The following is a 26271-nucleotide window of genomic DNA, read 5'->3' as shown; positions in this document are numbered from 1 at the left end:
GATGTCCGGAACGCACTCGCCGCTGCCGGCGCCGGTCGCCCGCGTCTGGGAGCCGCTTCGGAAGCGGTCGCGCTCGAAGCGAGCGCTGTTGCTGATGGCGCCGCTGCTCGTGTTCGAGTTGCTGCTGTTCGTGGCGCCGTTCCTGATCCTGCTGCGGATCAGCCTCACGTCGGGCTCGACGGACCTCCGATACGCCGCGGGGACCTGGTCGCTGGACGGCTACGCGGAGGTGTTCACCTCCGGCGTCCTCTTGGACGCGATCGTCTACTCGTTCAAGCTGGGACTGATCGCCACGGCGATCACCGTCTCGATCGCGGTGTTCTACGCGTACGCGATTTGGCGAGCCGAGGGCGCGCTCAAGTCGGCGCTGCTGTTCTCGGTGATCCTGCCCTTGCTGACGACCCTCGTCGTCAAGACGTACGCGTTCAGACCCCTGCTCTCGCCGACCGGGACGGTCAACGACGTGCTCCTGTCGCTGAACCTCGTCTCGGAGCCGATCCAGTTCGTCCCCGGGACGATCGGCGTGATCGTCGGACAGGTCTACATCGTCCTCCCCTACGCCGTGCTGGCGATCTACAGCGTGCTGTCGACGATGGACTGGGGGATCGTCGAGGCCGCCCGCGACCTCGGGGCGAGCCGTCCGCGCTCGGTCCTCGAGATCGTCGTCCCGCAGGCGATGCCGGGGATCATCGTCGCGACGGTGATCTCCTTCGCCTGGAGCGTCGGCGCCTACGCCGCGCCGGGGCTGCTCGCCAGCCAGCGGGTGCCGTTCGCGATCGAAGTCGAGAAGCGATTGCTGTCGAACCTCCAGTGGGAGATCGCGACCGCCTACGCCGTGGTCATGCTGCTCCTGATGGTCGCGAGCATCGCGGTTCTCACGGTCACGCTCAACTACTTCGGAGGTGAGTTCGAGTATGCATAGAGAGACCGTAGAGAACGCCGCCTTCCGGGCGGGCTATCTGGCGATCCTGACGTTCATGCTGTTGCCCCTCGCGGTGGTCGTCGCGACCTCCTTCGAGGCGTCCGGACAGCTCCTCTTCCCGCCGGAGAACTACTCGCTGGTCCACTACCGCGCGTTCTTCGAGGAGACGCGCTGGCTGTCCGCCTTCGACAACAGCCTCCTCGTGGGCGCCGGGACGACGGTCGTCGCGACGACGCTCGGCGTCACCGCGGCCTTCGGCCACGAACTCGACGACGGCCGGACGGGACAGGTCCTCGCGCCGCTCGTCCTCGTTCCGCTGCTGATCCCGCCGATCATCCTCGGTATCTCGATGCGCGTCTACTTCGTCAGAGCCGGGCTGAACGCCTCGTTCCTGAGCATCATCCTCGCGCACACGCTGTGGGCGACGCCGCTCGTCTACTTCGTGATGCGGTCGGTGTTCAGCCGGTTCGACTGGCAACTGCTCGACGCCGCGAAGGACCTCGGCGCCGGGCCGCTCCAGTCGTTCGCCTACGCCGTCCTCCCGAACGTCAAACACGGGATCTTCGTCGGCGCCCTGCTGGCCTTCATCGTCAGCCTCCAGGAGTTCGTGATGGCGCTGTTCCTCTCGAGTCACAGCACGGAGACCATTCCGGTCGTCGCGTGGACGGCGCTGCGACAGTCGCTGGACCCGATGGTGAGCGTCGTCTCGACGTTCCTCATCCTGATCTCGATTATCGCGATCGTCGTGGCGACCCTCGCGACGAACCTCGAGTGGCTCTCGAAACAACTCTCCTGATCGACTCCACCGGCTCACGATTTCTCGCGATTCAGACGGACTCGAGGAGGCGTCGCTGAACCGAATCAGCCGCCGGAGGTTCGCGAGATCGACCGAACAGTGCGGTGGCCTGCTCGAGCGCTTGCCTCTCTATCGAGGCAAGCGCTCGAGTCGATGGGGAAGGGCAGGCTGACCGCGCGGCGCGCGGATCCGCGCGCCGCGCCCTTGTGGTGGGTCCTGGCGGACTGAAAGGGCGAGCGATCGCTGCCAAGCGATCGCGAGGGCTTTACAAGAAGCGGAAGGTCTCGAGGTTCTTCGGCGCGAAGGTGCGCATGTCGTAGTTGTGGTACAGCGCCGAGGAGAGGTCCTGCGTGGAGCGCTCGTCGCCGTGGACGCAGAGGACCTTCTCGGGGCGCGGGTTCATCGTCTTGACGAAGTTCTCGAGGCCGGCGCGGTCGGCGTGGCCGGAGAAGCCGTCGACGGTCTCGACGTTGACGTTCAGCGAGAGGGTGCCGCGGCCGTTGGAGCCGCCCATGGCGCCGACCTCGCTGGTGGGGATCTCGTCCCAGCCGTTCTGGATGCGCCGCCCGAGGGTCCCCTGAGCCTGGTAGCCGACGAAGACCAGCGACGAGTCCGGGTCGGGGCCGATGTGGGAGAGCCAGGACATGATCGGACCGCCTGTGACCATCCCCGAGGTCGAGAGGATGATACAGGGTTCGCCGTCGGCGACGTCCTGTCGCTCCTCCTCGCCGCCGTCGATGTGGTTGAACTCGTCAGCGAGGAAGGGGTTCTCGTCCTCGTGGAAGATGCGGTCCCGGAGGTCGTCGCGCAGGTACTCGGGGTAGGTCGTGTGGATGGCGGTCGCCTCCCAGATCATGCCGTCCAGGTGAACGGGCATCGAGGGGATGTCGCCGTTGCGCATCGCCTCCTCCAGGACGAGCATGATCTCCTGGGAGCGACCGACGGCGAACGCCGGAATGAGCACCTTCCCGCCCTTATCGTAGGTGTCGTTGATGACCTCTATCAGGTTGCGTTCGGAGTCTTCCTGATCGGTCTGATAGTCGTTGCGACCGCCGTAGGTCGACTCCATCACCAGCGTCTCGACGCGCGGGAAGTCGTTCGTCGCGCCGTTGAACAGGCGGGTGTCCTCGTAGTGGATGTCGCCGGAGAACGCGACGTTGTAGAGGCCGTCGCCGATGTGGAAGTGCGAGACGGCCGAGCCGAGGATATGGCCGGCGTTGTGGAAGGTGAGCTTGACGTCCGGCGCGATGTCCGTGACGTCGCCGTACTCGAGCGGGATGGTGTGCTTGATCGCTTCGCGGACCTGCTCGGACTCGTAGGGCGGAGCGCGTCCCTCCTTGGCGGCGACGTCCAGGTAGTCCAGCGTCAGTAGTCCCATCAGGTCACGAGTGGGCTCGGTGCAGTAGATCGGGCCGTCGTAGCCGTACTTGAACAGGAGGGGAATCAGCGCGGAGTGGTCGAGGTGGGCGTGAGTGAGGACGACGGCGTCGATCGTCTGCGGACCGGCGCCGAGCGCCTCGGGCGCGTGGAGATAGGGGACTTCGCCCTCGGCACCGGGTTTGTCGCCGCAGTCGATGAGGATCCGGGTTTCGGGCGTCGAGAGGATGAAGGATGCCCGACCGACCTCGCGACAACAGCCCAGCGTCGTGATGCGGACGTACTCGTCGTCGGACATCTCCTCACGGTGGATCTGTCGGCCGACCTTCTCCAAGATGTCCCGTCGCTCGTCGCGCTCCTGCTTGAGGAAGCTGCGGACGTTCGAGACGGTCGAGGACTCGATCGGCGGCGTGCGGACGACTTCGGGCGTCCAGCCGACGTTTTTGGTGATTTCGCGGAGCGTCGAGCCGTGGCGGCCGATGACCATGCCCGGCTTTTCGGCCTCGATGACGACCTCGCCGGTGTCGGCGTGGAAGTCGAGGTCCGTGACGCCGGCCTCTTCGGGAATAACGCTCATGATCTCCTCGCGGGCCTCTTCGGGCCGCGAGAGGACGCTCGGATCGGGACGGACGGTGATGCGCTTGCGAAGCTTGCTCGCGAGCTGGCGGATGAGATCGCCCTGCTGGGCGAACTTCTTCGGGTCGCGCGTGTAGACCACCACTTCGGGGCCTTCGTATTTCACCGAGGAGACCGAGATATCGCTCGGTAACTCGCTCGTGATCTCTGCTTTCAGATCGTCGAGTTGCTGCTCTACAGTACTCATAATCGCCGATTGTGGCTTGCGTGAACTCGCCGCCGGGGAGCGAACCAATCAGGTCGATGCTGTCGGATACCGGGACGCGACGGCGGTCCAACGACCGCCCGCACTGTATCGTACCGGCGATACCGTTGCGTCGCACCGTCCACGGGGGACGGCGCAGTACGTCTCGTATCCCGGACCATCCGTTGACACCTGCCGTGACGAATACGCTCCCAGGTCGGTCGTCCTGGGTTGCGGGAAGATTCCAGGGAGAACCCGCTTATCCGACGCTATTCTTTGCGTAGTATAAAAGCCTTCGCAAAAACCAGGGCCGTCCGTCACGTACGGGCGGTATGCACCTGACAGCCGACCGCGTCGTGACGGAGCGAAACTGGGTCGCAGACCGGGCCGAAACCGTCGTTCCGCTCATCAACGACGTCCGGGACGACCTCGGTGAGATCTTCGACACCGACGTCGATCACGTCACCGAGGCGCAGTACCTCGAGGCCGTCGACGCCGTCTTCGCCGACGGCGATCTGGGGGTCAACGTCGCCGCCATGGTCGCGATCCTCCGCGAACTCGACGTCGAGGGCGACTATCCCGGCTTCGTCGTCGACGAGATCCTCGGCCGGGAACTGGCCGCGACCATCGCCGGCCGCCAGCCGCTGCGGACCCTCGGCGAGGCGACGTTCCACTACGCCGACCTGCGGGTCCACGGCGAGGCCGACGAAAATGCGGGTATCGACGACTGCGAGGCGGCACTGGCGGCCGGGTTCCAGGAGCGGCTGCCGGGCTGGAACTGGACCGAGCGCTCGAGTCCGTTCGACCTCGAGCGGTGACCGTCGAGCGGTGACCGACCGGCGAACCGGCCTCGAGCGGTACCCAGTCGACGACCCGACGTCGGAACTGGGTCTCGAGTCACGCCTCGATCTCGTCGTCGTCGTCCGATTAGGCGCTCTCGTTTCCGCCGTCGGACTCGTCAGTTCCGTTCCCGGCGTCCGACTCGTTCAGTTCGGTTCCGGAACCCGACTCGTTCGCGGTCCCGTTTTCCTGCTGCGCTCGCTGTTCCTGCTGTTGCCGGAGCATCTCCTGTCGTTGCGCCCGTTGCTGCTGTCGCTGGACGAACGCGTCGTACTGGTCGCCGGGATAGATGCCGCTGATCTCGCCCTCCCGAAGCGCGCTCATGATCGCTTCGTCGGAGCCGGTGACGCGGAGGAGCCCGAACTCGGGCGCGGACTCCTCGACCGTGAGCTCGCCGCCGACCGATTCCTCGAAGTCGCTCACGGCTTCCTCGGTCAGATTGCGTTGTTCCTCCATCGCTCGCTGTTGGGCCTCCTGCTGGCTGATGTTGCCGTTCTGGACGGCCGTCTGAATCTCCTCGTTGAGGCGTTGCAGCTTCTCTCGGTCCGGCGACACCGCGACCGTGACCGCGTCGCTCGACCCGTCGTCCGATTGCATCAGCGATTCGAGTTGACTACAGCCGGCGAGCGACGCGGCGGCGCCGGTGCCGGCGATTCCGAGGAATTGGCGGCGGCGGTGACCGTCTGTCATTCGTTTCGAGACCATCGATCCGCGGAGATAAGGGTTTTTGATAGCTCGACGACCTCTTCCCGTCGATACTGGCCACGTTCGGCGCCGACGACCGTACTCGTCCCGACTGGCTGCGGCCGGCGCCGCTCGGCCGTGCGCGGTGTCGCGTCGTCACGGAAGCCGCGACGAAATCGTCCGTACGCGGTCCGTGCTCCTTTTATTCGCCCGACGGCTATGCCGTGCCAGTGACCTCAGAGCCATCGACCGCCCGGTCGTCGCGAGCAGTGACCCTCGAGCGACCGTCGCTGTCGGCCGCCCGCGAGGCTATCGCCGACGGCATCGAGCGCGAGGCGCTCGTCACCGTCTTCGGCCGCTGTACCGTCGACTACGAGGGCCGCGCCTCGAGCACGCTCGAGGCGGGCGACCGCCACGTCATGCTCAAACCGGACGGCGCGGCGCTGGTCCACACCGACGAGGGCCAGCAGCCGGTCAACTGGCAGCCTCCGGGCTGCGAGCACGACGTCTACTGCGAGCGCGCGGACGCGGATACGGACGCTGACGGTGCGGGCGAGGCCGAGAGCGGCGCCACCGCGGCCGAGAGCGACGACGGGACGACGCTCGTCCTCGAGAGCCTGCGATCCAGTCCCGACGAGCGGCTGCTGGTTCGGTTCCAGCGGGTCCTGCAGGTGTCGGCGTTCTCGGGAACCGACGAGAACGAACTCGCCCTCTCCGGGACCGAGGAGGACCTCCGCCAGCGCATTCTCGAGGAGCCGACCCTGCTCGAGCCCGGGTTCACGCCGCTGGCGACCGAACGCGCGACGCCGGCCGGCGCCGTCGACATCTACGGCGAGGACTCGGCGGGCCGGACGGTCGTCGTCGAACTCAAGCGCCGCCGCGTCGGGCCGGACGCGGTCGGCCAGCTGCGACGGTACGTCGACGCCCTCGAGCGCGATCTCCACGCCGACGCCGACGTCCGCGGGATCCTGGTCGCCCCGTCCGTGACCGATCGGGCCGAGCGACTGCTCGGGGACCACGGCCTCGAGTTCGTCTCGCTGGAACCGACCGGGGAGTGAGGGACTCTCCTTCCGGGACCCGAAACGGAATTCTCATCGGGCTCCGGCGACAACGACCGTGTAATGCGACTCGAACTTCGCGTCTGTCAGCACTGCCTCAACGGCGACGCCGGCCACGGGGGGGAACAGAAGTCCGAACTGCTCCAGGACATGGTCGCCTGCGCCGAAGTGATTCAGGAGTACAAGGACGTCATCGACCTCGAGGAGGTCCACATCCGACGGGTTCGCGACGACGAGCAGGGGAAACCCGAAGCGCTGCCGGTCGTCGCGGCGACGATCCAGAACGACCAGATCGTCCTCAACGACACGCAACTCGTCGCGGAGGGCCAGGACGGCACCATGCTGCTGTACGCGAACCCCGACGACATCCTGACGGTGCTCGCGGGCAACGTCGACGAGATCAGCAAGGCCGTTCCCGGCGACGTCACGGTCGACCTCTCCGAGACGGGCGCGCGGATCGTCTCCGAGGCCGGTCTCGGCGCCGACCCGGATCGACAGCCCGACCAGTAAGGCTCTCGAAGAGACCCCGCGGTCGGCCCGTCCGATTCAGTTTCTCTCCGTTTTCGCGGTCACCGAGCGCTCGAGCGATCCGGATTGGACGGCGCCGCGGCGGCGCGGTCGCGGACGAGCAGCCAGCACGAACAGCAGAAGGCGACGGCGACGGTCCCCGCGAGAATGCCGAAGGCGAGCCGGTAGCCGTACTGCGTGTACGCGACGGTGCCGCCGACGGTCTCGCCGGTCCGGTAGGCGTCTAACACCAGTCCCATGAGCGTCGGGAGAATCGTCGCGCCGACGAACCCGGCCGTGTTCACGGTGGCCGTCGCGACGCCGCTGGCGGCGGGCGGATACCGGTCCTTGACGGTCGACAGCGACAGCATCGCGGCGCCGAAGAGGACGCCGCAGGCCAGATACGAGACGGCGGTGACCGCCAGCGGGGGGCGCCCGAAGACGGGAACCGCGCTGAGCGCGACCGTCAACAGACCGACGCCCACCGTCATCGGCAGCACGCGACGCTCGAGGCGGTCGGAGACCCAGCCGATCGCCGGCGGGCCGACCAGTATCCCGACCGAGCCGAGGAGGGTGACGGAGGAGGCGGTCGGTACCTCGAGATCGTAGACGACCACGAGATAGGGGACGCCCCACAGCCCGATCAGCGTCAGTATCGCGCCGTTGCCCGCGAAGAAAACCGCTGATAGCAGCCACTGATCGGGATCGCGGGCGAGCGTTCGCAGGTGGGCAGCGGTCTCCGCCAGCGTGACCGACGGCTGCTCCGGGACGCCGGCGATGGGCTCGAGGCCCGCCGCGGCCGGCGACCGGCGCGCGACGGCGAAGACGGCCCCGGCGGCGACGAAGCCGACGGCGGCCAGGCCGGCCAGCACGGTCCGCCACCCCAGCGCGTCGACGGTGACCGCCAGCGGCGCGGTCGCGAGGATCGCACCGAGTCCGGCGACGCTGCCAGTCAGTCCAGTCATCGTCGCGAACTCGTCGGCGCGGTACCAGTTGGCGCAGAATCGGAGGATCGTGACGAAGATGACGGCGCTACCGAGACCGATGAGCGCGCGCGAGGCGACGGCCGCGAGGTAGCTGTCGCTCAGCGCGAAGCCGACGGCGCCGAGGCTCAGGACGAACCCGCCGATCGAGCCGACGTATCGAGGTCCGAACCGGTCGGCGAGCACGCCGGTCGGGATCTGGGCGACCGCGTAGACGAGGAAGAAGGCGGCGTGGAGCGTCCCGAGCTGGGCCGCCGTCGTGCCGAACGCGTCGGTCAGCCGGTCCGACAGGACGGCCGTCGACAGCCGGTGGAGATTGACGAGCAGGAAGACGGTCGCCAGCGCGGCCCACGCGAGCCACCGCCGCCTGGTGGGATCCGACAGCGCGTTCACGACCGTCACGTTTCACGGACACCGTGGTAAGGATTGTGACACCCTGCCGGAATCGGGCCACCGAATCGGCGGCCCAGCGGCTCAGCGCGGTGTCGGCTCCGAAAAGTCGAACTCGATCGAGTGCCGGTTCAGTTCAGATACGGCCGACGTTCTCGACGCCGACGCTCTCGACGCCCTCGACGTCCGAGAAGCCTTCCTCGACGGCCTCCGTGCCGCCCGCGCCGTCGGGGACGATCACGGTCGGGTAGAGCGCGACGAGACCGAACGCGACTTCCTCGCGTTCGACGCCGTTGATCTTGGCGCCCTCGGGGAGCGTGCTCTCGAGGCGTTCCTGGAGGGCGTCCAGGTCGATTTCGGGGCTGTTCGGCATGACCTTGATTTTCGCAGCTACCTTTCCCATGGTTATTACGGACCGGTGAACCCGCAGTCGGGACACTCGTAGAGGTTGCTCTGCTTGCGGCACTTGGCACAGCGGTAGATCTGGGCGCCGCAGTCGGGACACTTGAACGCCGCGGCGTTTGTGCCGGCGATGTTGAGCCCACAGGAGACGCACGAGCGCCTCTGGCTTTCGTCGGTCGTACTCATACCCCTTCCTTTCCGCCCGGCGTTTTTAACGGTTGTCTTTCGAGGGCTCTCGAGGAACGCACTGAAACGGGGGAGGAATATGGGCGGCGCCGCCGCGGCGGGATCGGGGTATTTTCGCAGTCAGAAAATCCGCATCTGGATACTTTACGTTCCCCGCGAAAGAAGGGGATGAGGTTCGGTGGGTGCCAAGCCAGGCCGGACCTCTGCCTCTGACATTCTGCCGCCGATCCGCCCTCGAGATGCAACATTCAAGCGAACCCGGCCCCTACGACGAGTGAATGCGCCTCGACGACTACATCGAGGAGTTAGAGCCCGATGAGGAGGCGAAGCGGCGGCGCCTCGCCAAGGAGAAGTCCTACGAGATCACGGATCACCTCGAGGAGTTCGAGCGGAACTTCGAGCGGTCGCTGTCCGGCGATTCCCTCGTGGGCTCGACGGCCCCCTCGATCTTCGTCGGGCGGTCGAACTATCCGGACATCCCCGTGGGGGTGCTCTCGCCGGTCGGCGACGAGGACGCCGCCGAGGAGTACGTCACCGACGGGAAGTGGTACCAGCAGGGGTACGACATCCCGGACGTCCTCCAGCGTCGAACGGGGCTGCTGAACTCCAACAAGCGCGCGAACGTGGACTCGCCGTCCATCGCGAGTCGGCTGACGCCCAACGTCCACGACGCCTGGGAGGGCTTCGTCGGCGTCCAGCGCGAGGTCGCCATCGCGGATCGGCCGGTCGACCTCGAGATCGGGCTCGACGACACGCCCGATCTGGGCCTCGACACCGGCACGGACGTCGCGACGCCCCGCGGCCCCCGCGCCAACGCTCGCAACGCCGAGTTGCGGGAGAACCCCTACGTCCCGAAGCCGGTCAAGAAGACCCTCGAGGACGACGACTGGCAGGCCCAGGGCGCGATGACCTACCTCTATCGCCGGGGCTTCGACGTCTACGACATCAACTCGATCCTCTCGGCCGGCGCGCTCGGCGAGACCGAGCAGCGACGGCTCGTCCCGACCCGGTGGTCGATCACCGCGGTCGACGACACCGTCGGCCAGTTCCTGCGCGGCCGCATTCGGAACGCGCCCAGCATCGACGAGGTGCAGGTCTGGGCCAACGAGTACATGGGCAACCGCTACTGGATCGTCCTCGCGCCGGGCAACTGGGAGTTCGAACTCGTCGAGATGAAGGCGCCCGGCAGCATCTGGAACCCCGATCCGGAGGGGAACACCTGGATGGCCAGCGCCAGCGAGGGGTTCGAGGGCCGGTCGGGCTACGTCGAGGAGACCGCCGGCGCCTACTACGCCGCCCGACTGGCCGTCTTGGAGCACCTCGAGTCGATCGGCCGGCAGGCGAAGTGTCTGGTCCTCCGGGAGGTGAGCGACGACTACTGGGCGCCCGTCGGCGTCTGGCAGGTCCGCGAGAGCGTGCGCAACGCCTTCGACGGCGAGTACGGCGAGTCGGAGACCTTCCATCAGGCGGTCGCCGAGGTCGCGACGCAGTTGCCGGTCTCCCACGACCGCCTCCGACGGAAGTCCGAACTCGCGGCGGGACTACAGTCGAACCTGAGTGCCTTCTCCGCTCGAGACTAAGCGGCTACGGAACATCGTTTACTCAGACGATCTACAGTCCGTGTCAGACGACAGGTCTGGCGTACGGTGGCGCGCGCTGTTGATCGTGTCCGAACGAAGCGAGGTGCTCACTTCGTTCGCACCTCGAAAAGCGAACGGGGAACGAAGTGACCCGTGAGCAACAGTGAGGATCGATCGATACCATCGTGCGAGGTCTCTGTGAGCATAGCGAACAGAGGCTTGGAAGACGCGAAGCGTCTTCCAGTGGATGAGCGACCGAAGGGAGCGAATCGGCTGGGGAGGGAGTGGCAACTCCCCGTTGCCACGATAGCAGGACGCTTCATTTCGGTACTCTCCCGCTCGAGCATACCGCGCAACGAGCCGTGTTACTAGCTACTGCGAAGCGAACCCGCACGCCTAAATCGCTCGAGCGCCTCCGACCGGTATGGCTCTGGCGCTCGTCAGTCCCGAATTTCTCACCGCGGTGGGACTGCTCGTCGTTCTCGTCGGCGTCCCGCTGTTCGTTCTCGCGGTCATCGCCGTCGTCACGGGGTACGTCCAGTACGACGCCGAGCGGTATCTCGAGGAACTCGAGGCCGCCGACGGTGGAGACTCGGCGGACGACCGCCGCTGACCGGGTCGATTCGATCGATCGTCTCCGCGTCGTCACGGTCGGCGGATTCCCGTTTCATCGCCGGCCGCTGCTAGCCGCCGGTCGATACTGCATACTACTGATCGACAGTGGACGGTTCCGTTCGCTGCTAGCCGTCGATACACACCGTTGTTCGTCGCTGTACCGTCCGAAAATACCACTGAGAGGACCTGTTAGCTGGCCGTCGACATTCTCCGATGAATTATTATTGATAATAAGGCACGCCGCTTTTATTCCTCTGCCGCATACAGCGGGTGATGGCATTGGATTTCACTCCGACGACGATCGAGGACCTCGAGCCCGAGCGACGGCCGTCCGTCGCGCTCGCGCTCGTGCCGGTGCTCGCCGTCGTCCTCTTCCTCGGCGTGGGGTCGGCCGTGCTCGGGCTGGACCCCCACGTTCCGCTGCTGTGGAGTATCGTCTTCACGGGCGCCTTCGGTTACTATCTGGGCTACTCGTGGGAGGACCTCTACGACGGAATCGCCAACAGCCTCCTGATGGGACTGCAGGCGCTGTTGATCATCTTCACCATCTACGCGCTGATCGCGACCTGGGTCGACGCCGGCACGATCCCGGCGATGATGTACTACGGCCTCGAGTTGCTGTCGCCGTCGGTGTTCCTCCCGGTCGCGGCGATGCTGGCGGCGATCGTGGCGTTCTCGATCGGCTCCTCGTGGACGACCGTCGGGACGCTCGGCGTCGCCTTCGTCGGGATCGGTGAGGGCCTGGGCGTCCCGTCGGCGATGACCGTCGGCGCGGTCCTCTCGGGCGCCTACGCGGGCGACAAACAGTCGCCGCTGTCGGACACGACTAACCTCGCGGCCGGCGTGACGAACACGTCGCTGTACGACCACATTCGCCGGATGCGGACCGGGACGGCCATCGCCTTCGGGATCTCCGTCGCGATCTTCGCTGTCCTCGGCCTGCAGGCCAGCGGGACCGTTCCCACCGACCGCGTCGCCGAGATCCAGACCGCCCTCGCGAGCACGTACGACCTCTCGCTGCTCGTGTTCCTGCCGCTGGTCGTGACCTTCGGTCTCGCACTCTACGGCTACTCCGCGCTCCCGACGCTCGTGGCCGGCGTTTTCGCCGGCGTCGGTACCACGATCGCGGTTCAGGGGACCGGCTTCGTCACCGCCTGGGAGGTCTTCATGAGCGGCACCGCGCCCGAGACCGGCACCGAACTCGTGAACGAACTGCTCGCGACCGGCGGACTGACCGGCTCCGCCTGGACGATCACGGTGGTCGTCGCCGCGCTCACGCTCGGCGGCCTGCTCGAGCGGACCGGCGTGCTCGCGGTGCTCGCGCATCGCCTCTCTCAGGGCGTCCGGAGCTCCGGTGGGTTGATCGCCGGCACCGGCGTCTCCGCGATCGCGATCAACGTGCTGACGGCCCAGCAGTACATGAGCATCGTTCTCCCCGGGATGACGCTGCGAAACCTCTACGAGGAGTTCGGGCTGGACAGCGACGAACTCTCGCGGGCCGTCGAGGCCGCCGGGACGCCGACCGGCGCGCTCCTCCCGTGGCACGCCGGCGGAGTCTTCATGGCCACCGCGACCGGCGTCCCGACGCTCGAGTACGCGCCGTTCTACCTGTTCGGGTTCCTGTCGCCGCTCGTGTTGTTCGCGATGGCGCTGAGCGGGATCGGCATCCCGACGACCCACCGAACCGAGCGCGCCCAGACCGCCGACTGACGCTGACGACGATTTTCGGTCGTTTTCTGCGAGCGGATACCGATCGACCCCGCGAGATCAGTCCACGCCGTCGAATTCCGGGAGCGGTTACTCGGCGCCGGACCCGGCGGCGGGCCCGGGACTCGCGTCGGATTCAGCTGTGGGCTCGGGGTCCGCCCACTGGTCGCCGTCCTCGAGGGAGACTCTGGTGAAGACGTTCACACCCGCTTTGAACACCGCGAGCAGGACGGGACCGAGGAACAGGCCCGTGATGCCGAGCAGGTAGATCCCGCCGATGACGCCGACGATGACGGCCGCCGGGTGGAGCCCGGAGCCCCGATCGACGAAGATCGCCCGCAGGTAGTTGTCGACCAGCGCGAGGACCGTGAGGCCGTAGGCGAGGAGGAGGACGGCACCGATCGAGTCACCGACCACTGCGAGATATCCCGCGGCGGGCCCCCAGACGAGCCAGACACCGATCGCCGGCAGGAACGAGAGCAGGACCATGATCACCGTCCAGAAGAGCGCGTTCGGGACGCCGAGGACGGCGAGTCCGAGTCCGCCGAGGATCCCCTGGACGAGGGCGACGAGGACGTGACTGTGGATCACGGCCCACGTGACGACGTGGACCTCCTCGAACAGTTCCTCGCGGACGTGTGGTTCGAGCGGGACGACGTCGCCGAGCCAGGCGACGAGGTCGGCTCCGTCGACGAGCAGGTAATAGAGCAGGAAGACGCAGACGGCCAGTCCGATCGCCGTCTCGAGGCCGGCGTTGACCAGCCGAATCAGTTCGCCCAGCGCGAGTTCGGCCGCGCTCGGGAGCGAGGACTCGAGCTCGGTGTGAACCGCCGTCTCGATGGCGTCGACCTGCTGGGCCTCGAGGCCGAGATCGGTCTCCGCGACGCCGCGCGCGGTTTCGACGACCGCGGCTTCGTCGAAACCGTTCAGGATGGAGGCGGCGGTACTCAGGACGACGGCCGAGACGACCAACAGCGGGACGACAGCGGCCATGGTGGCGACTCCGGTCAACAGGATCGCCGACGGTCGCGATCCCAGCCTGGGCTCGAGGCGCTCGTGGGCGGGGTAGAGGACGAACGCGAGGAGCCCGGCGGCCAGCACGTACTGCAGTAGCGGGGCGATGATCAGGGTCGAGATCACCCCGAGGGCGGCGAGCAGGAGGGCGAAAAACGCGGTGCGGAGGTCCATACGTAAACATCACCAGTCACGTACGTAAAGGTTGTTGACACCTACAGCAGGCAATTAGATAGTTCTATATAGGCAAACAATGGCGCCAAGCGAGACGAACGCAGCTGACAGCGGTGCCGAACGACGCGGCAGGATGCGACGACGACTCAGTCCGTGGCGTCGGTCTCGACCGAATCGAACCGCTCGAAGGCCTCCGCGGTGAGGTCGCCGGTGGTGTCGACGATATCGGCCCACTCGTCGCTGTCGGGGGCCATCCCGAGCAGGCGCGCGATCTTCATGATCGAGACGTGGTAGACCCGCTGGCGACCCGGTTCCTCCTGCCAGACGATCATGTTACACGGGAAGAGACCGCCGATCCGCGGGGTCTCGTCGAGCGCACGATCCGCGATCTCGGGGTTACAGGCCCCGAGAACGTAGTAGGGGTCGCGGTCTGCATCTACCTTCTCGTTGAGCAACTCCGAGGGGGAGAACTCGACGGGGATGCCGAAGCCGACGTCCGTACAGACCTCGCGGACGTGTTCGATCGCCTCCTCGTGGTCCATCTCGAGGACGGCCTGCCTCTCACCGAACTCGTCGGGATCGATCGTTTCGGGGTCGATCGGGAGACTCATACGTGAGTCATCTACCGGTCGTCACAAAAGGGTCCCGCCGCGGGAGCGTCGGCGACTCCCCGGCGCTCAGATCGGCACCGGAAGCCATCGGAGCAGTTCCACCACCGGCGTCGGATCGAACAGCGGGTCGTGCAGGACGAGCCAGTCGAGCAGGACGAGCCCCGCGCCGTGGGCGATCACGGAGGGGAGAATCGAGTTCGACTCGTAGTCGACGGCGCCGAAGAGGACGTCCGTCGGCCCCGACAACAGGAACTCGAGCGGCGGTTTGCCGGCGTGGTGGAGCATGTAGACGACCGGGCTGATGAATACCGCTTTGCGGCCGATCTCTTTGACGCCGACACAGAGGAGGCCGCGGTAGTAGGTCTCGGCGGCCAGCGCGAGCCCGAACAGCTGGATCGCATGCGGGACGAACTCGCCGGGCGCCGCCGACGTCTCCCACATCGGGTAGTACGCCCGGATCGTCGGCAGCGTCGAGCCGACCAGATAGAAGGGGAGCACGAACAGCGAGAGCAGGACGGCGTTCCGGACGGCGACGCGGTCGACGTGCCAGCCGAGATGTCTCCCGTGGGTCAGTCCCAGCGCGAGCGGGCCGCCGACGAGCACGACGCTGTCGACGACGAACCGCCGGGAGAGGCCGGGCGGCACGAGGTGCATCCACACGATCGTCAGCAGCGCACCGGCCAGCAGCGACTTCTGGACCCACGAGAGGCGATCGAACTGATCGCGAAGCCAGCGACCGCCGCTTCGAGTCCGTTCCGTCGCCACGGTTCGTTACTCGTCCGCGGTGGGGACCGGGCCGGTGCCGACGACCGCCCGGACGTGGTTCTCGAACTCCTGGTGACGCTGGAAGTAGGTCTCGTCGATCGCCTCGAGGACGGTCGACAGCTCCTGAGGTCCCTCGGGCGTTCGAATGACGCTGTCGCCCTCGAGACGATCGATTTCGCTCTTTTCCTTCGGCCAGGTCAGCCGGGAGGTGACGCGGGCGAGCGGGGCGCCCTCGACGGGCGTTCGTTCGCCGAGTTCGACCGCCGGCTCCTCGTCGTCCTCGTCGCTCATAGCCGGCCGTTTGCGTGCCCGTCGATTCAAGCTTTCGTTTCCGGGGGTCGACGACCGCTCGCGCGAGTCGATCTCTCTGTCTCGCGAGAGGTGTCTGACGTAGCGTTTTGTGACGGGAGGTCGAACCCATCGGTCATGACAAACCTGACGGAGGTCTACGACGGGACCGCGCGGGAGGTGGCCAGTCCCCACCGGCTGTACGCGGGGACGGCGCTCGTCCTGATCGGCGCGCTCCTGGCGGTCGTGGCCGTGATTATGGCGACGACCGACCTCTTGGGCGGATACGCGGCCGTGCTCTCGCCGGGGATAGAGACGCACTACGCGTCCATCCGCCTCGCGGGCGTGCTCGCCGGTCTCGGCGTCCCGACCGCGCTGGTCGGCGTCTTCTTCGTGTTGCCCGCCGGCCAGCGCGTCTACGCCGCCGCCGCGATCAGCGTCAGCCTCTGTCTCCTCGGGGTCGTCCTCTTCTGGAGCGCCTACCCCTACGACTGGCGGGGCTACGGCAACGACTACACGCTGCACGTCTCGGCCGTCTACCTGTTCGGACTCTTCCTGGCCCTCTGGAGCCTGTTCACCGCCGTCGTCAACTTCAAGACGCGCAACGACCCCGGCGGTGCCCTCGAGATGAACGTCACCCGCCAGAACAAGACGGTCGTCGAGGTCACCGAGTCCGAGGACGACGCCGGCGGACTCGGAGGCATCGGCTTCCTCGGGGTAACCCCCGACGGTGAGGTCGAAACCCAGACCAGTACCGACGACAGCGAGGCGCTCTCGTTCGACGAAACCTCGAGTGCGACCGGGTCGTCCGGGACGGGCGGGGCCGCTCGCGGGCAGACGCGGGCCAGGGACGCCGCGACGAGCGACGGTGGAACGGCCGCCTCGGACGTCACTTCGCCGATAGACGGCGACAGCCGCGACGCGGAGATCGTCGAGTCGTCGACGTCCCAGAGCGGGCCCGAGGCGCCGACGGACCGCTACTGTGGTAACTGCGAGCACTTCGAGTACGTCCGCTCCTCGGAGGGGATGACGCCCTACTGTGCGCGCCACGAGACCGCGATGGACGACATGGACGCCTGCGAGGAGTGGGCGCCGAACCGCTGACTGTCCCCCGCCGTCGGGCCGCAACGATTCCTTCGACGAAACACATATTTTATCGTCACTTACGGTTATCTATAACTGATGACGTTCAACGTAATTGATACGGTGACCGAGGCGGTCGAACGACTGACGACGAGCGCGGCCGCGGTGCTGATCGCCGCGCTGACGGTCGTCGGCGTCCTCCAGACGGCCGCGCTACAGGATATCCTTCGCGGGTTTCTCGAGTGGACGGTGGAACTGCTGAACGATCCCGAAGTCAGCGCGGAACTGACCGCGTCGGAACTCGAAACGGCCGAAGAGCAGATCAACGCGTATATCAGCGAACTCCCGCTCGCGCTGGGCTTGAGCCCCGGCGCCGCGGCGCTTCTCTGGCTGGTCGGGTTCGTGGTCGCGCTGGTTGTCGTCGCCGTCGCGATCGACACCTTCGGGACCGAGCGCGACGGTCTCGAGGGCATTCCGACCGAGGGCGTCGGGCGGAAGACGCTCCACCTGTTGCTCGGCTGGATCGCGTTCGGCGTGCTGTTCGCGATCGGGTTCGCCCTGCTCATCGTTCCGGGACTGGTGGTGGCGTTCGTCCTGATGTTCTTTACGGTCGCGATCGTGATCGACGACGAGTCGTTCGTCGGCGCGTTCGGGTCGTCGTACGGCGTCGTCCGCAGTAATCTCCTCGGCGCGTTCGCGATCGGCGTGCTCGGTATCGTCGCGTTCGTCGCCTGCTGGTTTGTCGGACTGCGTCTCACCGGAGTCCTCCCGGGAGTTCCGGGCGCAATCGCTGCCGATCTGATCACTGCCGTCGGTCAGGTGTTCGTTCTGGCCCTCATCACGCGTGCGTACGTCAACGCGACCGCTGACGACACGACCGCTGACGGCACCGTCGACTCGGTCGGCGGCGGCTCCGAGTGGGCGGCCGAGACGGAGTCGGAACCCCGGTCGGGGACTCGCTAGAATCCGAACAGCTGCTGGCTCAACTCGAGACCCCACTGCGGGAACTGGAAGACGAGCACGGCGACCAGCGCCAGTTCGAGGACTGTGACGGCCACGGTCATCCCGTCGGCGTGCTTGCTGCTGACCGCGACACCGATCGGGAGGCCGAACTCCTCCTTCCAGAGCGGGTAGAACAGCGCGATGCCGCGCTTGCTGCCCGCGACGTCGAGGACGTAGTGGGTCAGGACGCCGAGCCAGACGTACTCGAGGTTCCCGAAGACGTACGGGAAGGCGAGAAAGCCGAGCAGCACCGGGAGGTTGTGCAGCGTCTTCCGGTGTTTGCCGAAGGCCGTGTCGACGTCCGGGAACAGCGCCCCCAGCGTCACCGGCACGCCGATCTCGACGATCGTGCGGAACGTCTCGAGGTCCCCCGCCGGCTCGAGGATGTACCCCAGCCCCAGACTCAGAAGTATCGCGTTGAGAACGTGTCCCTTCTTGTTCATCCACCCGCTACTGGGGAAGCGACCCCCGAATAGTTTACTCTCGACGACTGTCTCCCGCTCGAGTCGGTTCCCGACGGACCGACGGACCGGCGGACTCAGGCGTCTCGAGTCTCGAGCGCCTCGAGCAAGTCCTCGAGCGCTCGGTCGACGGTCTTCGCTCGCACGTCCGCGCGGTCGCCGTCGAAGACGTACCGCGAGACGGACGCGAACGACGACTCGCTGTCCCACGGGCCGGCGTAGGAAATCCCGATGTAGACGGTCCCGACGGGGTTCTCCTCGGTGCCGCCGGTGGGACCGGCGATACCCGTCGTCGCGATCCCCCAGGTGACGTCGGCGACGTCGCGGACCCCCTGGGCCATCTCGCGGGCGACGGGCTCCGAGACCGCGCCGTGTTCGTCCAGCGCCTCGCGACTGACGCCGAGGTGGCGGCGTTTGGCGTCGTAGGCGTAGGTCGTCAGCCCCGAATCGAAGTAGTCGGTCGCGCCCGGCACGGCCGTGATCGCGGCGCCGATCAACCCGCCGGTACAGGACTCGGCGACGGCCAGCGTCTCCTCGCGGTCGCGGAGCGCGTCGGCGACGTCCATCGGCAGCTCGCGGTCGATGTCGTCGTTCATACTGAGAGTCTGAGCGCGGCGCCTTGTCAAACCGCGGGCTGCACGATCGGTCGGCGTCAGCGCCCCGTCCGTCCGAACTCAGACCGTATCGCGGTCGGTGTACGACCACCGTTCGACGATCAGCCCGTCCTCGAACTCGTGGTGGTCCGCGAAGCCGAACGTGACGTCGTCGCCGTCCTGAACGCCGGAGAACCGACCCCGAACGGCCGCGTGGCCGTCGACGACGATCATCCGGTCGACCTCGTGGGTCCCGTCCTCGAGCGGACGGTCGCGCTCGTAGAACTCGCGCAGTTCCTCGATACCGTCGATAGCGCCCTGACCCGGGCGCTCGTACCGGATATCGTCGGCGAACAGCTCGAGGAGCGCGTCGGTCTCTCCGGCGTCGACGTATTCGTAATACGATTCCAGTACGGATCGCGGGTCGCGGTCGACTGACATACCCGACTGACGCGCCGGCGGCGTATGACTGTTCGCTTCGCGACGATCCCCGAAGCGGCGTGAGTCGACCCTCGACGTCGGCCCGTGACGAAAGAACCACGGCCGGGGGACCCCCACGCTTCCGCATGGAGTACGAGACGCCGCTGTTCTTCCACGTCATGCAGTACGCCGACCGCGCCGACGGCGACGTCGTCGACATGGTCAGCGGAAACCCCGACTGGGAGCCCCCCGAAGCGCTTCGCGAGGGGCTGCGCGACTACGCCGACCTCGAGCCCGACCGATTCCAGTACGCGCCCAGCGAGGGACTCCTCGAGCTCCGCGAGGAGATCGCGGCCCGACGGGGCGTCGACGCCGACCAGATCGTCGTCACGAACGGCGCGGGCGAGGCCAACTACCTGGCGATGGCCCGCGCGCTCGAGCGCGACCGCGGCGACGAGATCGTGCTGACGGACCCGGTTTACCCCTACTACCCGGGGAAGACGACGATGCTGGACGGAACGCAGCGGTTCGTCGCGACGGACGAGGATGGGCAACTCGATCCGGCCGACGTCCGCGAGGCGGCGAGCGAGGACACCGCCGCCATCGTGGTCAACTCGCCGAACAACCCGACCGGGGCGGTCTATCCCGAATCGACGATGGCGGGCCTCGTCGACGTCGCCGAGGAGTACGACGCGATCCTGGTCAGCGACGAGGTCTACGACCACTACGATCTCTCGGGCGAGTTCGCCAGCGCACTGGGGGTCGACTCGAGCCACCGGATCGTCACCAACGCCTTCTCGAAGTCGATGGCGATCACGGGCGTTCGGGTCGGCTACGCGATCTTCCCGCCGGAACTCGTCGAGAACGCCAAGAGTCGCCACATGCTGGTCAACGTCTCCACGACCCGGCCCGGTCAGTACGCGGTCCTGCGGGCACTGCGGGAAACGGGGCCCGAGTACTACGAGGCCAACCGCGAACTGCTCCGCGAGCGCGTCGAGACCTTCACCGACGCCTTAGACGCCGCGGGCGCCGAGTACACGACGCCGAAGGGATCGTTCTACGTCATGGCCCGCTTCGACGGCTATCCGGGAACGCTCGAGAACGTCGAACGCCTGATCGACGAGGCCGGCGTCGCGGGGATGCCCGGCGAGGCCTTCGGCGACTCGCGGTCCGACTGGCTCCGCTTCGCGCTCGTCACGCCCCGCGTCGAGGAAGCGGCCGAGCGACTGGCGGCGTACTTCGAGTGAGAATCGCGTCGGCCGCCGCCGATCGAGGACGGCGTCGACCGCCGACCGCCGTCCGGCCGCAATACAGATACGAGGCGACGACAGTGGTGGAATGAACCAATGCTTCTCGAGGTGGTCGTCGCCGCGTTTGTCCTGACGCAGCTCTGTTACGCCGCCGTCAACTGCGGCCTGCTGGCGCTGTTCCTGCGCCGACCGATGAACGTCGTCGACGAGCGGACGCTCGGGCGGGTCCTCGAGGCCCACGGCGGCCAGACCGGCCGCGAAGCCGAGCAGCCCGGCCGCATCGCCGCCCGGACCGACGGCGGTTCTCCAGAGCACGAACGCGGCGGCCCCGAGCGCGAACGCGATCCCGGGCCCGACTGTCGACTGCCGTCTGCCCTCCGGCGGCGGATCCACGTCTTCGTGCCGCTTGTTCGCGGTCGCTGGCGGGGCCTCGAGTCGACGCTCGCGAGTATCGCCGCCCAGAGCTATCCCGCGTCGCTGGTCTCGGTCACCGTCGTCTACGAGCCCGGCGAGACGGACGTGCCCGCGCTCGAGGGCGCGATCGACGCCGAGCGGCCGCCGGGCCTCGAGGTAGAGACCGTCGCGCTCGACGACGCGGGAGAAAGCGCGCGTGAAGCCGGTGAGCGCGCGTGGTGGGCCACCGGAACGGGAACGTCCCCGACGGCGGCGACCATGCTGACTGCCGCGTTCGAGTCCCGCACGGTCGCGGCCGACGACCTCGTCGCCGTCTTCGAGGCCGGCAGCTGGCTCCCCGTCGATACGTTCGAACTCGCCGTCGCGGGCCTCGAGGAGTACGACGTCGTCCAGACCAAGCACACGGTCCGCGACGTCGACGCGGGGATCCTCCCGCTGCTCGAGTCGATGGCGACGGCGGCGTGGTCGGATCTGGGACACCGCTCGAGCGCGGGGCCGTACCACCTGCTGGGCTCGGGCTACCTCACGGAGGGACGCGTACTCGAGGACGTCACGGCGTGGCGGCGCAGGGCGGGCGACGACGTCCCGCTCGGACTGGCCGCCTCCCGGCGGGGCAACGCGCTCGGTATCGTCGATCGGTACGTCCGCCTGGACTGTCCCCCGGGACTCGAGGCGTGGCTCGGCCGGAAGCGGGCGTGGACTCGCGATCTGTATCGTCGGATCTTCGCGCGCGGCTGGGACGGCGTCGACGACCTCCGGTGTTGGTCCGGGACGCTGCTGTTACAGTCGCTGGCGCTGCTCACCGTCGTCGGGGTGCCCGCCGCAGTGTTCGTTACCCTGCTGTCCGCGAGTGGCACGTCGGCGGCCCCGTTCCCGCTGACGGTGCGACTGCTCGTCGGCTTCAACGCGCTCGTCTGGGCGTACTACGGCCTGCGGGCCTACCGGGCGGCCTGGGACGCGGTTCCGTTCCGATCGGGACCCCACCGAATCGCGTACTCGATCCTCGCGAACCCGCTCTCGCAGGCGCTGTACGCGATGCTGTGGGCGGTCCCGATCTGTCTGGGGCTCGTCGACCTCGCTCGGGGCGACGCGGCGACCCGCGCGCCGTCCGATCGGTAGGCGCCGACGCCGCCGGGAATCGTTTCCACTCCGAACCGGTTCGCTCGAGACCGACGAATACTCGTGACAGGGTGGCTAATCGAGTAGCCATGAGCGGAATCGACGTCGAGCGGGTCGACGAGGAGGCCGAGACGGCGGACGACACCGACGACGGACACACCATCGAGGTGACGCCGACGGACTCCCTCGAGGACGACGAACGGGAAACGATCGACGTGGAACCGTCCGACGAGCCCGTCGACGGCCCCGACTACGTGCTCTACGGCGGGAAGGGCGGCGTCGGGAAGACGACGATGGCCGCCGCGACCGCGCTGGACAGCGCCCGCGGCGGCACGTCGACGCTGGTCGTCTCGACCGACCCGGCCCACTCGCTGTCGGACACCTTCGAGACCGACGTGCCGGCCGAACCGACCCGCATTCGCGACGACATCCCGCTCTACGCGGCCGAGATCGATCCCGAGGCCGCCATGGAGGACGGGAAAGCCGCCTTCCTCGGCGGCGCCGGCGGTCCCGGCGACGACTCCGCGGCGACCGCGGACGACGGCGCTGCGGGACCGTTCGGCGGCGGAACCGACGGCGAGGCGGGTCCCTTCGGCGGCGGTGGCGACACCGGCGCTGGCGAGATGGGCGGCATGGGCGGGCTGGGTGACCTGCTCGGCGGGGGCGGTGGCGAGTCGCCCATGGACGCCCTCTTCGGCGGCGCGATGCCGGGTTCCGACGAGGCCGCCGCGATGCAACTGCTGCTCGAGTACATGGACGACCCGCGGTTCGAGCGCGTCGTCATCGACACCGCGCCGACGGGACACACCCTCCGGCTCCTGAAGCTCCCGGAACTCATGGACACCATGATGGGTCGCATGATGAAGTTCCGCCAGCGCATCAGCGGCATGCTCGAGGGAATGAAGGGCATGTTCCCCGGTCAGGAAGCGCCCGAGGAGGAGGGCGACCTCGAGGACCTGGACGAGCTCCGGGAGCGCATCGAGCGCCTGCGGGCGGCCCTGCAGGATCCCGCGCGGACGGACTTCCGGATCGTCATGGTCCCCGAGGAGATGAGCGTCTTCGAGTCCAAGCGCCTGCGCCAGCAGCTCGAGGAGTTCGAGATCCCGGTCGGCACGGTCGTCGTCAACCGCGTCATGGAGCCCCTCTCCGACGTCACCGACGACGTTCGGGGCGAGTTCCTCCAGCCGAACCTCGAGGACTGCGAGTTCTGTCAACGTCGGTGGGACGTCCAGCAGGGCGCCCTCGCCGAGGCCCAGGAACTCTTCCGCGGGACCGAGGTGCGGCGCGTCCCGCTGTTCGCCGACGAAGTACGAGGTGAGGGTATGCTCGAGGTCGTCGCGGCCTGTCTGCGGTGATTGGCGCGTTGATTTAGTGATTTCAACCGGTCCGTTGGAATCGCTTGCAGTCCTCGTGAACTCGTTCGTTATATAAAATCACTAATGGAACTGTCCGGACTACCTTCTAATCGCCTCTCCAAAGAAAAATATTTAGAACATAGTGGCATCAAAACAGGTATAGGCGAGGGACAATTTGAATTCCTCTACAGGGTAAATATCGTGGTAATTTTAGCTCTTCTCTCCTCTGCGATCGGTTTATATATGTATTTTTATGAAGGGAGAGATCGCGTTGGGCTAGTTATGTCTGTCACAGCGCTCCTTCTAGTTGGTATCTATATGTACACTATCAGCAATTACTTGGTAGTAGCTATATTAGTCCTCACAGCCATTTCTATGGTTGTCTCTTCATTGAGGTATTGAGTGCGATCAGATAGCGAATTCCGTAACGTGCAGTCGAGGAGCCCACAACTCGTTCTAAATAGCGAAATCGTGCACGATCTACTGACAGTGAAGCCGATCCACTGGCGTTACGCTGACTCGCCGTCGCCATCCTCCTCGGCGGAGACGACCGTCACCGGGCGATCACTCTCGAGGATCACCGCCTGCACGACGCTGCCGAACAGGACCTTGCCGACCGGCGAGCGCTCGCCGACGCCGAGGACGATCGCGTCGCTGTCGAGTTCCGACGCGGCCTCGAGGATCATCGCGGGCGCTTCGCCCGTCGTCTCGTGGATCGCGTGCTCGACGCCGGCCGACTCGAGGACGGCGGCGGCGGTCTCGACGGCGTCGGGGAGCCGCTGGACGTTCCTGATGTTTTCGGCCATCTCCTCGGCGTACTCCTCCGAGAAGCCGCCGGCCGCCCACTCTGCGTCCGGGGCCGTCACCTCCTCGTGGACGTGGAGGACGTCGGCGCGGATCTCCGCGGCGGCCGCCGGCAGGTCGCCGACCGCCTCGGCCTGGGCGCGGGCTCGCGATTCGTGTTCATCGACCGGGAGCAGGACGCGGTACATGTGCTACCGTACGCCGCCCGTCTCCTAAAGTCGTCCTCCGGTTCGCGGCCGAGCGCCGCCACCGAACCGTCATTCTTGCATCGCCGGCTCGTCGACCGGCGGCTCGAGGCGCACGGCGTAGGCTAGGAGGCCGGCGGCGACGGCGGTGCCGGCGGCGAGCAGCCACCACGAGGCCCGGTAGCCGACGGTATCGGCGAGGTAGCCGAAGGCCGGCGGTGCGACAACGGAGCCGGCGACCAGGGAGAGCTGGCCGCCGGCGGTCGCGCCCCCCATCTCGTCGGCGGTGACCAGCGTCGCCATGTAGGAGTAGTAGACGCCGGTGTTCCCGAGGACGAAGAACCCGAGGACCGAGAAGGCGACGGCAGCGTTCAGTGGGCTATCGGTCGCGGCGACGACGACGAACAGGACGGCGCCCGCGAGCGCCTGCACGATCAGGATCGCGCCGATCCGAACGTCGGGCTCGCCGGGTAGATTGTCGCTCAGCCAGCCGCCGACGAGGCGACCGACGCTGCCGAACAGCTGGACGAGCGCGAGGACGACGCCGCCGCCGACAATCGAAGCGCCGATCGACTCCTCGAGGTAGAGCACCGTGTAGCCCGTCGTGGTGAACAGCGCCGCGCCGAGGAAGAAGCCGGCCGCGACGAGCACGCGATAGGGGCGGTTGCGGGACAGCGCCCGGAAGTCCGGATACTCCGCCTGTCCGCCCCCGCCCGCGCTGCGGTAGCAGACGGCGAAGGTGACGGCGACGACGAGGGCGAGCCCGGCGGCGATCAGGAAGCCCGCCTGCCAGAAGAGCGCGCCCGCCAGTCCGGTCACGAGGAGGGCGCTGACGCCGCTGCCGGCGGTGACGCCGACCTGTTTGATCCCCAGCGCGAGGTTCTGGCGGCCCGCCGCGATGGCGTCGTAGATCGCCTTGTTCGTCCCCGGAATCGCCGTCGCGTACGTCGATCCGAGGAAGAACGCCGCCGCGAGCAGTAGCGCGTACGTGGGTGCGCCGGCGACCAGCGCAGCGCCGGTCCCGAGCCCGACGAGGCCGAGCGTCAGCGTCCGCCCCTCGCCGAAGCGGTCGATCACCGCTCCGACCGGGAGGAGCCAGACCGCGTACCCCAGGGTGAGCGCCGTCACGACGAGGCCGACGCCGAACCGGGAGAGGCCGAACTCGTCGCGGAAGAACGGCGTCGCCGCGAAGACCGTGTAGTAACAGACGCTCGCCGACACCTGCCACAGCGTCACCAGCGAGACCGTCCGCCAGTACGACCGGTCCATCGGACGTCACGGGCTTCCTCGAGGACGCGCTTGACTGTCTCGGTAGCGGAGACGGATTCCGGGTCGCGCCGACCGGACGAGGTCGGCACCTACCCGCGCGACGAGGGCGCCGTCACTCGCGCTACTCCTCGCCGTCCCACTCGCCGCCCACGCGGTCGACGCCCATCATGTGCTCCCCGGGGTGTTCGGTGAAGACGACCTTCGCGTTCTCCTCGGGGACGCCGAACGTCTCGCAGACGTACGCCATCGTCTCGAGCGCGAACGCGCGCTTGCGCTCGAACGGTCGGCCGCGACGGATCTCGGCGTCGAGGAAGACCAGCGGACCGTCGTCCGCGCGTCCGAGGTGGAGGTCGGCCGGGTCGCGCTCGCGGATCGTCACCGCGACGTGACCCGCGGTCGTCTCCATCTCCGTCGTATAGAGCGCCGTCACCCGTTCGGCCAGCGCCGTCTTCTCCTCGGCCGAGAGCGACAGCGTCGTGTCGAACTGTAAGAGGGGCATACCTCGAGTAGAGCGGCCAGAGAGTTGTCGCTTCCGTCCGGTCCCGTCAGCGACGGCGATCGACGGCGGAGCGACGGCGTAACGACCGCGTAGCGAGT

At 67.3% G+C, this 26271-nt stretch carries 28 protein-coding genes; 13 read left to right on the top strand and 15 right to left on the bottom strand.

All coding sequences use genetic code 11. The features are described 5' to 3' along the window. Window position 1: 1 nt before the first annotated feature. On the top strand, window positions 2-922 hold the full coding sequence (locus WD430_RS13395) for an ABC transporter permease (protein ID WP_339102941.1): 921 nt from the start codon (window positions 2-4) through the stop codon (window positions 920-922). Beyond that, window positions 915-1718 (top strand): ABC transporter permease, encoded by an 804-nt coding sequence (locus WD430_RS13390; protein ID WP_339102940.1) that lies wholly within the window; start codon window positions 915-917, stop codon window positions 1716-1718. Before WD430_RS13395 ends, WD430_RS13390 begins: the two co-directional genes overlap by 8 nt. Before the next feature lie 265 nt (window positions 1719-1983). Here the strand turns inward: WD430_RS13390 and WD430_RS13385 are convergent, their stop codons facing one another. After that, complete coding sequence (locus tag WD430_RS13385; RefSeq protein ID WP_339102939.1) at window positions 1984-3918, bottom strand: beta-CASP ribonuclease aCPSF1; 1935 nt, start codon at window positions 3916-3918, stop codon at window positions 1984-1986. Window positions 3919-4247: 329 nt separating this feature from the next. On the opposite strand from WD430_RS13385, the gene WD430_RS13380 reads away from it, so the two are divergent. Continuing rightward, the gene (locus WD430_RS13380) at window positions 4248-4733 is read left to right on the top strand and encodes a hypothetical protein (RefSeq protein WP_339102938.1); all 486 of its coding nucleotides are present in this window, start codon (window positions 4248-4250) and stop codon (window positions 4731-4733) included. Window positions 4734-4842: 109 nt separating this feature from the next. On the opposite strand, the gene WD430_RS13375 is transcribed toward WD430_RS13380, so the two are convergent. Then, a complete protein-coding gene (locus WD430_RS13375) occupies window positions 4843-5445 on the bottom strand; it encodes a hypothetical protein (protein ID WP_339102937.1) in 603 nt (200 codons plus the stop codon). A gap of 263 nt (window positions 5446-5708) precedes the next feature. On the opposite strand from WD430_RS13375, the gene nucS reads away from it, so the two are divergent. Further along, the gene (gene nucS / locus WD430_RS13370) at window positions 5709-6497 is read left to right on the top strand and encodes an endonuclease NucS (RefSeq protein WP_407067146.1); all 789 of its coding nucleotides are present in this window, start codon (window positions 5709-5711) and stop codon (window positions 6495-6497) included. A 63-nt stretch (window positions 6498-6560) separates the two neighbouring features. After that, window positions 6561-7007 (top strand): hypothetical protein, encoded by a 447-nt coding sequence (locus WD430_RS13365; RefSeq protein ID WP_339102935.1) that lies wholly within the window; start codon window positions 6561-6563, stop codon window positions 7005-7007. Window positions 7008-7066: 59 nt separating this feature from the next. On the opposite strand, the gene WD430_RS13360 is transcribed toward WD430_RS13365, so the two are convergent. The 3 genes from WD430_RS13360 to WD430_RS13350 form a co-directional block, all read right to left on the bottom strand. Beyond that, a complete protein-coding gene (locus tag WD430_RS13360; RefSeq protein ID WP_339105823.1) occupies window positions 7067-8380 on the bottom strand; it encodes an MFS transporter in 1314 nt (437 codons plus the stop codon). Window positions 8381-8513: 133 nt separating this feature from the next. Next, window positions 8514-8780 carry an elongation factor 1-beta gene (locus tag WD430_RS13355; protein WP_008894489.1) on the bottom strand — a complete coding sequence of 89 codons (267 nt, stop codon included), beginning with the start codon at window positions 8778-8780 and terminating at the stop codon, window positions 8514-8516. Window positions 8781-8785: 5 nt separating this feature from the next. Further along, a complete protein-coding gene (locus WD430_RS13350; protein WP_339102934.1) occupies window positions 8786-8965 on the bottom strand; it encodes an HVO_2753 family zinc finger protein in 180 nt (59 codons plus the stop codon). 278 nt (window positions 8966-9243) lie between these two features. Between WD430_RS13350 and nreA the strand changes: the two genes are divergently transcribed. The 3 genes from nreA to nhaC all read left to right on the top strand — a co-directional run bounded on the left by nreA (window position 9244) and on the right by nhaC (window position 12870). Continuing rightward, window positions 9244-10545 (top strand): DNA repair protein NreA, encoded by a 1302-nt coding sequence (gene nreA, locus WD430_RS13345; RefSeq protein ID WP_339102933.1) that lies wholly within the window; start codon window positions 9244-9246, stop codon window positions 10543-10545. Between the two features lie 424 nt (window positions 10546-10969). After that, window positions 10970-11158: a hypothetical protein gene (locus tag WD430_RS13340; RefSeq protein WP_339102932.1), complete on the top strand. Its 189-nt coding sequence runs from the start codon at window positions 10970-10972 to the stop codon at window positions 11156-11158. A gap of 275 nt (window positions 11159-11433) precedes the next feature. After that, the gene (nhaC, locus tag WD430_RS13335) at window positions 11434-12870 is read left to right on the top strand and encodes a Na+/H+ antiporter NhaC (RefSeq protein ID WP_339102931.1); all 1437 of its coding nucleotides are present in this window, start codon (window positions 11434-11436) and stop codon (window positions 12868-12870) included. 87 nt (window positions 12871-12957) lie between these two features. On the opposite strand, the gene WD430_RS13330 is transcribed toward nhaC, so the two are convergent. The 4 genes from WD430_RS13330 to WD430_RS13315 form a co-directional block, all read right to left on the bottom strand. After that, on the bottom strand, window positions 12958-14055 hold the full coding sequence (locus tag WD430_RS13330) for an AI-2E family transporter (protein ID WP_339102930.1): 1098 nt from the start codon (window positions 14053-14055) through the stop codon (window positions 12958-12960). A 146-nt stretch (window positions 14056-14201) separates the two neighbouring features. After that, window positions 14202-14666 carry a DUF302 domain-containing protein gene (locus WD430_RS13325; RefSeq protein WP_339102929.1) on the bottom strand — a complete coding sequence of 155 codons (465 nt, stop codon included), beginning with the start codon at window positions 14664-14666 and terminating at the stop codon, window positions 14202-14204. A gap of 66 nt (window positions 14667-14732) precedes the next feature. After that, window positions 14733-15431 (bottom strand): CPBP family intramembrane glutamic endopeptidase, encoded by a 699-nt coding sequence (locus WD430_RS13320; RefSeq protein ID WP_339102928.1) that lies wholly within the window; start codon window positions 15429-15431, stop codon window positions 14733-14735. A gap of 6 nt (window positions 15432-15437) precedes the next feature. Further along, complete coding sequence (locus WD430_RS13315) at window positions 15438-15722, bottom strand: DUF5789 family protein (protein ID WP_339102927.1); 285 nt, start codon at window positions 15720-15722, stop codon at window positions 15438-15440. Between the two features lie 135 nt (window positions 15723-15857). On the opposite strand from WD430_RS13315, the gene WD430_RS13310 reads away from it, so the two are divergent. Further along, complete coding sequence (locus WD430_RS13310; protein ID WP_339102926.1) at window positions 15858-16823, top strand: hypothetical protein; 966 nt, start codon at window positions 15858-15860, stop codon at window positions 16821-16823. Between the two features lie 78 nt (window positions 16824-16901). After that, complete coding sequence (locus tag WD430_RS13305) at window positions 16902-17765, top strand: hypothetical protein (protein WP_339102925.1); 864 nt, start codon at window positions 16902-16904, stop codon at window positions 17763-17765. Here the strand turns inward: WD430_RS13305 and WD430_RS13300 are convergent. The 3 genes from WD430_RS13300 to WD430_RS13290 form a co-directional block, all read right to left on the bottom strand. Further along, window positions 17762-18247: a metal-dependent hydrolase gene (locus WD430_RS13300; protein ID WP_339102924.1), complete on the bottom strand. Its 486-nt coding sequence runs from the start codon at window positions 18245-18247 to the stop codon at window positions 17762-17764. The genes WD430_RS13305 and WD430_RS13300 overlap by 4 nt on opposite strands. Window positions 18248-18342: 95 nt before the next feature. After that, on the bottom strand, window positions 18343-18861 hold the full coding sequence (locus tag WD430_RS13295; RefSeq protein WP_339102923.1) for a CinA family protein: 519 nt from the start codon (window positions 18859-18861) through the stop codon (window positions 18343-18345). Window positions 18862-18939: 78 nt separating this feature from the next. Further along, a complete protein-coding gene (locus tag WD430_RS13290) occupies window positions 18940-19299 on the bottom strand; it encodes a nuclear transport factor 2 family protein (RefSeq protein WP_339102922.1) in 360 nt (119 codons plus the stop codon). Between the two features lie 125 nt (window positions 19300-19424). Here WD430_RS13290 and WD430_RS13285 point away from each other — a divergent pair, with 125 nt between their 5' ends. The 3 genes from WD430_RS13285 to WD430_RS13275 all read left to right on the top strand — a co-directional run bounded on the left by WD430_RS13285 (window position 19425) and on the right by WD430_RS13275 (window position 23416). Next, window positions 19425-20525 (top strand): pyridoxal phosphate-dependent aminotransferase, encoded by a 1101-nt coding sequence (locus WD430_RS13285; RefSeq protein WP_339102921.1) that lies wholly within the window; start codon window positions 19425-19427, stop codon window positions 20523-20525. Window positions 20526-20624: 99 nt separating this feature from the next. Continuing rightward, window positions 20625-22061 (top strand): glycosyltransferase, encoded by a 1437-nt coding sequence (locus WD430_RS13280; protein WP_339102920.1) that lies wholly within the window; start codon window positions 20625-20627, stop codon window positions 22059-22061. A gap of 89 nt (window positions 22062-22150) precedes the next feature. Beyond that, window positions 22151-23416 (top strand): TRC40/GET3/ArsA family transport-energizing ATPase, encoded by a 1266-nt coding sequence (locus tag WD430_RS13275; RefSeq protein ID WP_339102919.1) that lies wholly within the window; start codon window positions 22151-22153, stop codon window positions 23414-23416. 509 nt (window positions 23417-23925) lie between these two features. Here the strand turns inward: WD430_RS13275 and WD430_RS13270 are convergent. The 3 genes from WD430_RS13270 to WD430_RS13260 form a co-directional block, all read right to left on the bottom strand. Beyond that, the gene (locus WD430_RS13270) at window positions 23926-24408 is read right to left on the bottom strand and encodes a universal stress protein (protein ID WP_339102918.1); all 483 of its coding nucleotides are present in this window, start codon (window positions 24406-24408) and stop codon (window positions 23926-23928) included. 69 nt (window positions 24409-24477) lie between these two features. Continuing rightward, complete coding sequence (locus WD430_RS13265; RefSeq protein ID WP_339102917.1) at window positions 24478-25674, bottom strand: MFS transporter; 1197 nt, start codon at window positions 25672-25674, stop codon at window positions 24478-24480. A 121-nt stretch (window positions 25675-25795) separates the two neighbouring features. Continuing rightward, window positions 25796-26173 carry a tautomerase gene (locus WD430_RS13260; protein WP_339102916.1) on the bottom strand — a complete coding sequence of 126 codons (378 nt, stop codon included), beginning with the start codon at window positions 26171-26173 and terminating at the stop codon, window positions 25796-25798. Window positions 26174-26271: the final 98 nt, after the last annotated feature.

Origin of the sequence: Haloterrigena sp. KLK7 (assembly GCF_037914945.1) — an archaeon.
GTDB classification, from domain to species: Archaea; Halobacteriota; Halobacteria; order Halobacteriales; family Natrialbaceae; genus Haloterrigena; species Haloterrigena salinisoli.
The sequence above is the reverse complement of the archived record's forward strand: the minus strand, read 5'-3'. Positions and strand labels throughout refer to the sequence as shown.